The sequence below is a fragment of the Rhizobacter sp. Root404 genome, from assembly GCF_001425865.1.
Taxonomy (GTDB): Bacteria; Pseudomonadota; Gammaproteobacteria; order Burkholderiales; family Burkholderiaceae_C; genus LMDS01.
The window spans coordinates 729,187-740,249 of record NZ_LMDS01000005.1 but is presented as its reverse complement, the minus strand read 5'-3'; the positions used below and the strand labels follow the sequence as shown (position 1 = coordinate 740,249).

Genomic DNA, 11,063 nt, shown 5'->3' with positions numbered 1-11,063 from the left:
GGTCTTCGATCAACCGGCCCTCGCTCCATGAACCCGACCGCCTTCTTCTCGCGCCGCGCGCTGACCTTCGCCGCGGCCGCCGCCCTCTCGCTCGGTGCGCTGCCCTCGCGGGCCGACAGCACGCTGCTGAATGTCAGCTACGACCCGACCCGCGAGCTGTACCAGTCCTTCAATGCGTCGTTCGCGAAGCAGTGGAAAGCCAAGACCGGCGAGACCGTGACGATCCGCCAGTCCCACGGCGGCTCGGGCAAGCAGGCGCGCTCGGTGATCGACGGGCTCGAGGCCGACGTCGTGACGCTGGCCCTCGCCTACGACATCGACGCGATCCACGACCACGGCAACCAGCTCCCCGCCGACTGGCAGAAGCGCCTGCCGAGCAACGCCTCGCCCTACACCTCGACAATCGTGTTCCTGGTCCGCAAGGGCAATCCGAAGAAGATCACCGACTGGGTCGACCTGGCGCGCAGCGGGGTCGAGGTGATCACGCCGAATCCCAAGACCTCGGGCGGCGCGCGCTGGAACTACCTCGCGGCCTGGGGCTACGCGCTGAAGCAGCCGGGCGGCAACGCCGAGAGCGCGAAGAACTTCGTCAAGCGCATCTACGCCAACACCAAGGTGCTCGACTCCGGCGCGCGCGGCTCGACCACCACCTTCGTCGAGCGCGGCATCGGCGACGTGCTGATCGCCTGGGAGAACGAGGCCCACCTGTCGGTCAAGGAACTGGGCGCGGACAAGTTCGAGATCGTCACGCCCAGCCTGTCGATCCTGGCCGAGCCGCCGGTCAGCGTCGTCGACAAGAACGTCGACAAGCGCGGCACCCGCAAGGTCGCGACCGCCTACCTCGAGTACCTGTACTCGCCCGAGGGCCAGGAAATCGTCGCGAAGAACTACTACCGCCCGCGCGACGCGAAGATCGCCGCCAAGTACGCGACGCAGTTCAAGCCGATCAAGCTGCTGACGATCGACGGCGACTTCGGCGGCTGGCGCAGCGCGCAGAAGGCGCACTTCGACGACGGCGGCGTGTTCGACCAGATCTACGCGCCGGGCGCGAAGTGACGCCCGCGCCGATCCGACCGCCATGCATGCGCTGCTGATCGCCGCCAGCCCGCCCGACCGATCCCGCCGTGGCCGCTCGGCCGTCAGATCGTCGAACGCGAGCTGCAGAAGCTGGATCGGCATCGGCGACTCGACCGCGCGCATGCGCTGGAGCTGTCGTTCGCAATCTGGGCGCGGGTCGGTGACCTCTGGGCTTCGGCGCCGAGGGTTTCCACCCCCGTGACCGGGTTGGCCGAGCGCATAAGGTTGCGTTCGCAACCAAATTGTCACCGCCCCATGTCCCACCCACCTCCCCGTTGGCCCACGCGAGTCCCCGTGCTGATCGCCGGCGGCGGCCCGGTCGGACTGACGCTGGCCGCGCTGCTGGGCCGCTACGGTGTGCCCTGCCTGGTGGTCGAGGCGGATGCGTCGTATTGCGAGGGCAGTCGCGCGATCTGCATCTCGCGGCGCTCGCAGGAGATCATGGGCTGGGTCGGCGCGGACCGCGCGCTGGTCGAGAAAGGGCTGTCGTGGACCGGCGGCCGCAGCTTCTTCCGGGATCGCGAGGTGCTGCATTTCCGCATGCCGAGCGAGCTCGGCGAGCGCTTCGCGCCGATGGTCAACATCCAGCAGTTCTACGTCGAGGAGTTCGCCGCGCGGGCCGCGAGGGAGACGGCTGACGAGGTCGACATCCGCTGGTCCAGCCGGGTCGTCGACGTGCAGCAGCACGCCGACCATGCCGAAGCGACCATCGCGACGCCGAACGGAGAGCAGCATGTCGTTCGCGCGGACTGGCTCGTCGCGTGCGATGGCGGCCGCAGCACCGTGCGTGAGCGCAGCGGGCTGGCGTTCGAGGGCATGCAGTACGAAGGCCGCTACGTCATCGTCGACATCGAGCAGACAACCGCGCGCCCGGTCGAGCGGCTGGCGTGGTTCGATCCGCCGTCGAACCCCGGCTCGACGATCCTGATGCACCGCCAGCCCGACAACGTGTGGCGCATCGACTACCAGATCGCCGACGACGAGGACGCGGCCGAGGCCGTCAAGCCCGAGAACGTGCTGCCGCGCGTGCAGAGTCATCTGCAGATGATCGGCGAGACCGCGCCGTGGAATCCGCTGTGGATCTCGATCTACAACGCCAAGTGCCTGACGCTCGACCGCTATCGGCACGGCCGCGTGCTGTTCGCCGGCGACGCCGCGCACCTGGTGCCGATCTTCGGCGTGCGCGGCCTGAATTCGGGGCTGGACGATGCCGGCAACCTGGCGTGGAAGCTCGCGCTGGTCGTCGGTCGCCAGGCCGATGCGGCGCTGCTCGATTCTTATTCGTCCGAGCGTGTCCACGCGACGCGTCAGAACATCCGGTACGGCGCGAAGAGCACCGAGTTCATGGCGCCGCCGCATGCGGGCTTCACGCTGATGCGCGAGGCCGCGCTGCGGCTGGCGGGCGAGAACGAGACGGTGCGATCGCTGATCAACCCGCGCCAGTCGACGCCGATCAGCTACGCGGGGTCACCGCTGAACCTCCCGTCCCGCACGCCACAGCCCTCGCCCGGTCCCGGCGAAACCGCGCCGGACGCGCTGGTCGGCGCGCGGCACCTGACGCAGTTGTTCGGGCACGGCTTCGTGGCGCTGCTGTTCAGCGACACGCCGATGCCGGACTTCATCGGTGGCCTGGAATCGGGCCAGGGCCTCGCCGGCCTGACGGTGTGGCGCCTGTCGCGCACGCCCGTCGGCGACCCGACCGCCGAACTGCACGACGCCACGGGCGACGCGCGGCGGCGCTACGGCGCCGCCGAAGGCGGCCTTGTGCTCGTGCGGCCGGACGGCTACGTGATGGCGCGCTGGCCCCTTGCCGATGCCGCGGCCGTGAACGCCGCGCTCGCCGCTTATCGTTCGCCGCTGACCTCGGAAGGAGAACCCGCATGACCGGCGACGACCTGGATCGCAGCTACACCGCCCTCAGCGAGGCGCTGGGCCGCGTCGGCGAGGACAGATCGGCGCTGCTGCTGGCCACGCTGAGCCTCGCGCTGCTGGCACGCGAGGACGACGTGCAGAGCGTGCTCGACCTGATCGCGCAGGCGGAACGGCTCGCGTCGACGTGACGGAACCGCGATGAGCCGCGCACCGCTGCAGCGCACGCTGACCCACCGCCTGCACACCTTGCACAAGCTCAGCGACCGGGTGAGTCAGGCCGCCTACCTGGCCGACGCCCGGATGTCGATGAGCGAGGGCCGCTGCCTGGCCGCGATCGGCGCCTTCGAACCGCTGTCGATCCGTGACCTGGCGCAGCACGCCAACCTCGACAAGGGCCAGGCCAGCCGCGCCGCGCAGGCGCTGGTCGACGCGGGCCTGGCGCGCAAGACCGCCGACGTGCAGGACGGCCGCGGCGTGCAGCTGACGCTGACCGCGCGCGGCCGCACACGCTGGCAGCGCGTGATGGCCCTGATCGAACGGCGCAACGCCGAGATCTTCGGCTGCCTGAACGCCGACGAGCGCCGGCTTTTTGGCGATGCGCTGGACCGCCTGATCGAGCAGGCGAGGAGCCAGCTGCCCTGACGGGCGCGGATCAGGCGCCGAGCCTAGTGCGCCACGCCGCGCGCGGCCTCGAGGATCGTGGCTTCCGACGGCACCTTGCCGATGCCGGCCAGGCCATCGGCCTGGCACTCGATGTCGGCCCAGCGGACGATGCCGTCGCGGTCGATCATGAACAGGGCCTTGAGCTGCGGCCACTGGCGCTCGATGTCCCCCTGGTCGGCCGGCGTGCAGACGTAACCGTCGCGCTCGGTCAGCACCTTGGCGGCCTCGCCGAGCGGCAGCGGTTCCGGAAACTCGCCGAACGGGTTGACCCGGACCTGCTCCAGCGCCTGCAGCATTTCCGGCGTGGGCTCCGGTTTGGGCACGCCAAAGGCGCGGTGGATCGTCAGCGCAGGGTCCGAGGCCAGGCGCAAACGGGTCGGACGGAACTTGAAGTAGAGCCGCGCGTGCTCGGGGTCGGTCGCGACGACCGCGAGCGTCTCGACGCCCAGCGCCTTGAGCCGATCCTCGAGCGCGCCGAGCTGCACCAGCTGACGCCGGCAGAAAGGACACCACAGGCCGACCATCAGCGCCAGGAACAACGGGCTGCGGCCGCGGTAGTCGTCGAGCGACACGGTCGCGGCATCGGCCACGGCCGGCAAGGCGAAATGCGGGGCGGGCTCGCCCGGCGCCAGGGGAGAACGGATCGCGGTGGTCATGTTGCAAGCTCCTTCCGACACGGTCAGCACAGGAACGGAAGCACCATCAGCGCGTCGGGCTCGACGCCGGCACGCTCGCAGACGGCCTGCGCCTTCGCCAGCAGCGCCTCGGCCTCGGCCGCGCGACCGGCATCGAGGTACAGCGTCGCCAGTCCATCGTAGCAAGGGAACAGGAGTTGAGGTTCGTCGATCTGCTCGGCCAGCGCAAGCGCTTCCCGATAGGCGGCGAAGGCGCGGCCGGCGTCCCCGTGGCACTGGTGGATCTGGCCGAGCACGACCAGCGGCACGGCCAGGTGCTCAACCAGGCCGAGCCGCCGGTCCAGGTTGATCGCCGCCTGCGCCGCGTCGATGCCCTCGGCGTCGCAGCGGTTGGTCAGCGCGCAGTAGGCCACCGCCAGGTTCGCGTACAGGCGCGATTCGAAGCCCAGGTCGCCGACCCGCTGCGCCGCCTCCAGCCCGCGCAGGCAGGTGTCGATGCCGCGCTGCGGATCGAGCGTCGCGTACAGCACGCCGAGGTTGGTGTAGCCGCGGCAGGCGGCGTGCAGCATGTCCTGCGCTTCCGCCTCGGCCACGGCGGTCTCGATGTGCAGCACCGCCTCGGCGGTGCGCCCGAGCCGGGCGAGCGCGACGCCCAGCGTGTTGCGCGCCGCGGCGTGGACCTCGCCGGCCTCGCGGCTGCGCGTGGCGTCTGCGGCCGGCAGCTCGGCCAGCGCGCGCTGCGCCCAAGCGACCGCGGTGTCGTGCTCGCCGGCACGGAACGCCAGGCGGCCCATCTCCTGGAAGAGGTGTGCCCGCTCGATCGGGTCGCCCTGTGCACCGAGCGCGGCCAGGCCGTCGCGAAAGCAGGCGCTCGCGCGTTCGCGGTCGCCGGCGTCCCAATGCAGGCCGCCGGTCTTGCGCAGCACGCGGGCGTGCCGCGTGCCCTCGCCGCTTGCGCGCGCCGCCAGGATCACGCACTCGAACTGCGCGAGCGCCTCGGCGCGACGGCCCTGCAAGGCCAGCAGGTCGGCGACGCGCTCGCGCGCGTCGAGTTCGGTGGCCGCGCGGGCGGCATCCGGCACGAGCGCCGGCCCGGCATCGACCAGCGTGCGCAGCGCGCGCTCGCAATGCCGCAGCGCGTCCTGGTTGGCGTAGACCGCGCGGGCCCAGTCGGCGGCCGCGAGCAGGTAGCGGGCGCCGCGCAGCGGGTCGCTCGACAGGCTCCAGTGGTGCCCGAGCGCCTCCAGCTCGGCCAGGCGCCGCGGACCATGGGCTTCACCGGCTGCGGCCGGGGCCGACGCCTCCAGCGCCGCCCCGGCGCGGCCGTGCCACTCGGTGCGCCGCGTCCGCAGCAGGTTCTGGTAGACGACCTCGTGGAGCAGCGCATGCGTGAAGCGCCAGCGCGTTGCGTCCGCATCGGCCGCATGGATCAGCCCGTGCGCAGCGAGCCGCGGCAGCGCGGCCGCCGTCGCCACTGGATCCGCCGCCACCCGCTGCAGCAGCGTGACATCGAACTCGGCGCCGAGGATCGCGGCCTCCTGCAGCGCGCGTCGCTCGCCGGCGTCCAGGCGATCGACGCGCGACAGCAGCAGACCGTACAGTGTCGGAGGCACCGCCGCGACCGACGCGCTCGGCCCGCACACCCAGTGACCTTGCTCGCGGTGCAGCGCGCCCGCGTCGACCAGGTTGCGCACGACCTCCTCGACGAACAGCGGGTTCCCGCCGGCCCGCGCGACGACATGGTCGCGCAGCGCGAGCAGCGTGGCGTCCGACGCGGGCGTGGCGCCGAGCAGCGCATCGACCAGCGTGCCGGTGGCGGCGTCGGCCAGCGCGTCCAGGGGGATCACCGCGGCGGCGACGCGCGTTCCCGGCCAGGCCGGCGCATCGGCGCGCTGCGTGAGCAGCAGCATCAGCGGCCGGTCGGTCAGCTGGTCGACGATCCGCCCCAGCAACGCGACCGAGGCCGCATCCGCCCACTGCAGATCGTCGACCACGATCAGCAGCGCCTGTTGCGCGAGCCGGCGCTCGATCAGCGCGCGCGCCGCCAGCGTGATCTGGCGCTGCAACTGCTCGGGCTCGATCTCCTGCGGCCCCGCGGCCTCGAGGCCGAGCAGCCAGTTCAGGACCTGCGCGACCGTCGCGCTCTCCCGCGCGTCGGCGCCCAGCGCCGCGAGCCCGGCGCGGAGCTTGCGTTGCGCCACCTCGAGCGAGTCGGACTCGTCGACACGGTACGCATCGCGGAACAGCGCGGCGAACGTGCCGTAGGTCGGCTCGCCGTGCGAGGTGCAGGCGATGCGCCGCAGCGTGATCTCGCGCAGGGTGCCTGCCGCGTCCAACCGCGACAGCCACTCGGCGATCAGCCGGGTCTTGCCGACGCCGGCCTCGCCGATCACCCGCACCACCTGCGCCTGCCCCGCCCGCGCACGCTCGCACGCCGCCCGCAGGGTCTCGAGCGCGTCGTCCCGACCGACCAGCGGCGCGCGCAGGCCGAGCGCTTCGAGGCCGCGCGCCGGGCCGGCCGCTTCGGCCACGTCGATCAACCGGTGCACGCGCAGGGGCTCCGCCCGGCCGCGCACCTCCAGCGAGGTCGCGGCCTCGAACACGCAGCGATCGCGCACGATCGCCTGTGTGGCGGCCGAGACCAGCACCGTCCCCGGCGCGGCGGCGGTGAGCAGGCGCGACGCGCAATTGACCGTGTCCCCGGTGACGGCGTAGCCCGCCCCGGCGCCGCTGCCGAGACTGCCGGCGACGACCGGGCCGGTGTGGACGCCGATGTGCAGCGTCACCGCCCGGCCGAGGCGCGGGCTCCATTCGCGTCCGAGCGCCTCGACCCGACGCAGCAGCTCGCGCGCGGCCAGCAGCGCGCGCAGCGGGTCGTCCTCGTGGGCGTGCGGGGCGCCGAACACGGCCATCACGGCGTCACCGACGAACTTCTCGACGAAACCGTCGTAACGCGCGATGACCTCGGCCATCGTTGCGAACAGCGCGTTCTGGAACGCGCGCACGGTCTCCGGGTCGAGCCGTTCGGCCAGTGACGTGAAGCCGGTCAGGTCGGCGAACAGCACCGTCACCTGACGACGGTCGGCCTCGTGTTCGGCCGGCGGCGGCGGCGCCGCCGCGACGGCGCGATCGACCGGCGTGACCGCGCCGCGAATCGGCTGACGGGCGCCGCAGCCCGGGCAGAACGCGAAGGCCGACTCGCACGCGAAGCCACAGGAGGGACAGGGGCAGGTCGTGGACATGAAGACTCCCGACCCGGATGCTGCGCCAGTTCAGCCGCGCGCGCCACCCGAGCGTCGCGCGGCGACGAGGCCGAGGCGCGTGCGGGCGACCGGCCTCAAGGAGGCGGCAATGCACGATTCGTGACGCTTTTCCAGCCTTCCGCGGCCGCCCGGATGCGCTACCGTCAGGAAGAGGTTCAGGTCCGCGTCCGGCGTCCGAAAACCCGTCGCAGTCCCCAGCTTCCCGCCGTTCCCGCATGCACATCGACATCGCCACGCTCCTGATCGGGATGACCGTCTGCATGATCACGATGGCCGTGGCCCTGCCGGCGGTGATGGGCGAGGTCAACCAGGCGGCGCGCCGTGCGCAGGCCGGCATCCTGATGCAGGCCTGCGGCTGGGCGCTGCTGCTGCTCTCGGGCCTGTTCGCGCCCGGCTCGCTGGCCGACCTGACGGCGTCGTCGTTCGCGATGGCCGGGCTGGCCGGCGGCCTGGCGCTCAATGCCACGGCGTTCGACCTGTGGTGCGGCCGCCCCGCCCACGACCGTGCGCCGGCGGTGATCGCGATCGTCCTGCCGGTCGGCTACGCCGTCGGGTTCTCGAGCTACGCGTTCCGCGTCGGCTGGGCGAACGGGCTGCTGACGCTGCAGATGGCGCTCGTGGCGATCGCGCTGTGGCGCAAACCCGCCGTGACCGTCGGCCGCTGGCGCTACCTGCTGTTGTTCAGCCTGATCGGCCAAATGGTCGTCACCGCCGGGCGCGGGGTGCTCGGCGCGTTCTTCACCGAGAGCTACCCGACCTTCCTGGCGCCCCACCCGATCAACCTCGCCTTCGCGCTGATGGCGAACGCGACAACGGTCCTGTCCTTGGTGGCGATCCTGCTCGCGCACCGCGACGAGGCCGCGCGCGAGCTGCAGCGCCTGGCGACCGAGGACGGCCTGACCGGCGTGCTGAACCGGCGCGCCTGGGTCGCGTCGGCGACGACCGCGCTGTCCCTGAGCGAGCGCCACGGCCACCCGGTGGCCGTGCTGATGATCGACCTCGACCACTTCAAGCGCATCAACGACGCCCTGGGCCACGACGCCGGAGACCGCGCGCTCACGTTCGTCGCCCGGGCCCTGCGCGCCGCCGTCCGCAGCGGCGACCTGGTCGGGCGCTATGGCGGCGAGGAGTTCTGCGTGCTGATGAACCACGCCGACCTGCAGGCCACGATCGCGTTCGACGCGCGGATGCGCGCGTTCCTGGGCGAGGCCGCCAAGGGCGAGCTGGGGTTCGAGCTCAACTACAGCGCCGGCATCGCCACCCGCGAGGGCGTCGAGGACAGCCTGGCGGCCATGCTCAAGCGCGCCGACGACAACCTCTACGCCGCCAAGCACCAGGGCCGCGCGCGCACGCTCGATTCGGCCGGCCTGAGCGTGCACGACACGATCACGCGCAGCTCGGGGAACTACGCGGCGATCGCCGCGGCGTCCGGCTGAGGCGCTCCCGCCGCAAGGTCGGCCTGGCCCTCCGTCACACGCACGCCCGCAGGCGCAGCGCGTCGGACGCCGCGGCGCCGGAGGCGGTGTTGTCGAAGATGCACCAGCGGTCCGCGTCGCCGGACCAGCGCTGCAGCTCGGCCGCGCGGGCCCGCAGCCAGGCGTCGCCGTAGGCCGAGTAGTAGGTCCGCGGCGAGCCGTGCCAGCGGTGGTAGACGACCGCGCCCGCGCCGTCGCCACCCGGGCCGAGCCAGCCGCCGGGGACCGCGGCGGCCGGCCACCGCGCCGGGTCGGCCGCCACCCGGCCGACGCGGAGCTTGACCAGCAGGCGATCGGCGGCGGGCTCGAACCAGGTCGCGTGCCGCGGCTCGCAGACGACGGCGCCCTCGAACATGCGCGCCATCAGCTCGAAGAACGTGCGCACCGGCCGGGGCTCGAACACCTGCGACGGCGGCAACTGAACCAGCAGTACGCCGAGCCGATCGCCCAGTCCGGACACTTCGTCGATGAACCGCGTCAGCGCGGGCCGCGCGGCGCGCAGCCGCTGGTCGTGCGTGATCGTGCGCGGCAGCTTGACGGCGAAGCGGAAGCCGGCCGGCGTCTGCGCCGCCCAGCGCGCGTAGACCTCGGGCCGATGGCTGCGATAGAACGAAGTGTTGATCTCCGCGCCGTTCAGCACGCGGGCATAACGCGCGAGGTGGCTGCCATCGCCGGGGAAGGCGTCTGCCGACGCGCGGGGAATGCTCCAGCCCGCCGTGCCGATGCGGACGGGGGGCGACCCGCGCTTCGATGTCGAGGCACCGGTGGATGCCGTCCGAGCGGTAGAGATCGAGCGGCGCGCCACGTCGATGGAAGCGACGCCGAAATCCAGCGCTGCTCCTTGCCGGCGGGTGGTCAGAGCCGCTCGAACACCGCCGCGATGCCCTGGCCGCCGCCGATGCACATCGTCACCAGCGCGTAGCGGCCGCCGCTGCGGTGCAACTCGTAGACCGCCTTGGTGGCGAGGAAGGCGCCGGAGCAACCGATCGGATGGCCAAGCGCGATCGCGCCGCCGTTCGGGTTGACCTTCTTCATGTCGAACTCCAGCCCGCGTGCGACCGCGATCGCCTGGGCCGCGAAGGCCTCGTTGCTCTCGATCACGTCCATCTGGTCGAGCGTGAGGCCGCCCTTCTTCAGCGCGAGCCGGGTCGCGGGAATCGGCCCCTCGCCCATGATCTCGTTGGGCACGCCGGCCACCGCGTACGACACCAGCCGCGCCATCGGCTTGTGGCCGGCGGCAGCCGCCACGGCGGCATCGGCAAGCACGAAGAACGCCGCGCCGTCGTTGATCCCGGAGGCGTTGCCGGCGGTGACCGAGCCGTCCTTCTTGAATGCCGGCTTGAGCTTGCCGAGCGACTCCACGGTCGTGCCCGCCTTGACGTGCTCGTCGGTGTCGAACACGACCTCGCCCTTGCGCGTCTGCTTCACGATCGGCACGATCTGCGACTTGAATCGACCTTCCGCGATCGCCGCAGCCGCCTTGCGGTGCGAGTCGGCGGCGAGCGTGTCCTGCTCCTCGCGCGTGATGCCCCACTTGGTCACCAGGTTCTCGGCGGTGATGCCCATGTGCCCGACGCCGAACGGGTCGGTCAGCGTCGCCACCATCATGTCGAGCATCTTGGTGTCGCCCATGCGCGCGCCGGTGCGCATCGCAGGCGAGAGGTAGCCGCCGCGGCTCATCACCTCGACGCCGCCGCCGACGCCGTAGTCGCAATCGCCGAGCAGGATGTTCTGCGCCGTCGTCACGATCGCCTGCAGGCCCGACGAGCACAAGCGGTTCACCGACATTGCCACCGAATCCATCGGCAGCCCGGCCTGGATCGCGGCGACCCGCGCCACATAGGCGAAGCGGCCTTCGGTCGGGATGGTGTTGCCGACCGTGACGTAGTTGATCGCCTTGGGGTCGACGCCCGAGCGGCCGACGGCCTCCTTCATCACGCTGCCCGCCAATTCGGCCGGCTCGATATCGGCCAGGGCGCCACCGAACGTCCCGATCGCCGAACGCGCCGCGCCCAGCACCACCACATCACGTTTGCTCATGCTTCATCTCCTCGCAGGTCCAGTCTCGGATGGTATCG

At 72.0% G+C, this 11,063-nt stretch carries 9 protein-coding genes; 5 read left to right on the top strand and 4 right to left on the bottom strand.

What is annotated here, in order from left to right; genetic code table 11:
* Positions 1-27 precede the first annotated feature (27 nt).
* The 4 genes from ASC76_RS17565 (at position 28) to ASC76_RS17550 (ending at position 3,591) form a co-directional block, all read left to right on the top strand.
* Positions 28-1,056: a sulfate ABC transporter substrate-binding protein gene (locus ASC76_RS17565; RefSeq protein ID WP_082549241.1), complete on the top strand. Its 1,029-nt coding sequence runs from the start codon at positions 28-30 to the stop codon at positions 1,054-1,056.
* A 276-nt stretch (positions 1,057-1,332) separates the two neighbouring features.
* A complete protein-coding gene (locus tag ASC76_RS17560) occupies positions 1,333-2,961 on the top strand; it encodes an FAD-dependent oxidoreductase (RefSeq protein WP_056469238.1) in 1,629 nt (542 codons plus the stop codon).
* Positions 2,958-3,137 carry a hypothetical protein gene (locus ASC76_RS17555; protein ID WP_056469235.1) on the top strand — a complete coding sequence of 60 codons (180 nt, stop codon included), beginning with the start codon at positions 2,958-2,960 and terminating at the stop codon, positions 3,135-3,137. Before ASC76_RS17560 ends, ASC76_RS17555 begins: the two co-directional genes overlap by 4 nt.
* Before the next feature lie 10 nt (positions 3,138-3,147).
* Positions 3,148-3,591, top strand: a complete 444-nt coding sequence (locus ASC76_RS17550) for a MarR family winged helix-turn-helix transcriptional regulator (protein ID WP_056469232.1) — start codon at positions 3,148-3,150, stop codon at positions 3,589-3,591.
* A 23-nt stretch (positions 3,592-3,614) separates the two neighbouring features.
* Here the strand turns inward: ASC76_RS17550 and ASC76_RS17545 are convergent, their stop codons facing one another.
* Together ASC76_RS17545 and ASC76_RS17540 are read right to left on the bottom strand one after the other, a co-directional pair.
* Complete coding sequence (locus tag ASC76_RS17545) at positions 3,615-4,268, bottom strand: redoxin domain-containing protein (protein WP_056469229.1); 654 nt, start codon at positions 4,266-4,268, stop codon at positions 3,615-3,617.
* A 23-nt stretch (positions 4,269-4,291) separates the two neighbouring features.
* Positions 4,292-7,489 (bottom strand): adenylate/guanylate cyclase domain-containing protein, encoded by a 3,198-nt coding sequence (locus tag ASC76_RS17540; RefSeq protein ID WP_056469226.1) that lies wholly within the window; start codon positions 7,487-7,489, stop codon positions 4,292-4,294.
* A gap of 236 nt (positions 7,490-7,725) precedes the next feature.
* On the opposite strand from ASC76_RS17540, the gene ASC76_RS17535 reads away from it, so the two are divergent.
* On the top strand, positions 7,726-8,946 hold the full coding sequence (locus tag ASC76_RS17535; protein WP_082549240.1) for a GGDEF domain-containing protein: 1,221 nt from the start codon (positions 7,726-7,728) through the stop codon (positions 8,944-8,946).
* Positions 8,947-8,980: 34 nt separating this feature from the next.
* Here ASC76_RS17535 and ASC76_RS17530 read toward each other — a convergent pair whose 3' ends face one another.
* Together ASC76_RS17530 and ASC76_RS17525 are read right to left on the bottom strand one after the other, a co-directional pair.
* A complete protein-coding gene (locus ASC76_RS17530; RefSeq protein ID WP_371262144.1) occupies positions 8,981-9,790 on the bottom strand; it encodes a DUF72 domain-containing protein in 810 nt (269 codons plus the stop codon).
* Between the two features lie 50 nt (positions 9,791-9,840).
* Positions 9,841-11,025, bottom strand: coding sequence for an acetyl-CoA C-acyltransferase family protein (locus ASC76_RS17525; RefSeq protein ID WP_056469218.1), 1,185 nt, complete (start codon positions 11,023-11,025; stop codon positions 9,841-9,843).
* Between the last annotated feature and the right edge of the window lie 38 nt (positions 11,026-11,063).

Coding starts and splice junctions, on each gene's coding strand:
- ASC76_RS17550 (WP_056469232.1), top strand. CDS start 3,148: ATGAGCCGCGCACCGCTGCAGCGCACGCTGACCCACCGCCTGCACACC.
- ASC76_RS17535 (WP_082549240.1), top strand. CDS start 7,726: ATGCACATCGACATCGCCACGCTCCTGATCGGGATGACCGTCTGCATG.
- ASC76_RS17560 (WP_056469238.1), top strand. CDS start 1,333: ATGTCCCACCCACCTCCCCGTTGGCCCACGCGAGTCCCCGTGCTGATC.
- ASC76_RS17555 (WP_056469235.1), top strand. CDS start 2,958: ATGACCGGCGACGACCTGGATCGCAGCTACACCGCCCTCAGCGAGGCG.
- ASC76_RS17525 (WP_056469218.1), bottom strand. CDS start 11,025: ATGAGCAAACGTGATGTGGTGGTGCTGGGCGCGGCGCGTTCGGCGATC.
- ASC76_RS17565 (WP_082549241.1), top strand. CDS start 28: ATGAACCCGACCGCCTTCTTCTCGCGCCGCGCGCTGACCTTCGCCGCG.
- ASC76_RS17545 (WP_056469229.1), bottom strand. CDS start 4,268: ATGACCACCGCGATCCGTTCTCCCCTGGCGCCGGGCGAGCCCGCCCCG.
- ASC76_RS17540 (WP_056469226.1), bottom strand. CDS start 7,489: ATGTCCACGACCTGCCCCTGTCCCTCCTGTGGCTTCGCGTGCGAGTCG.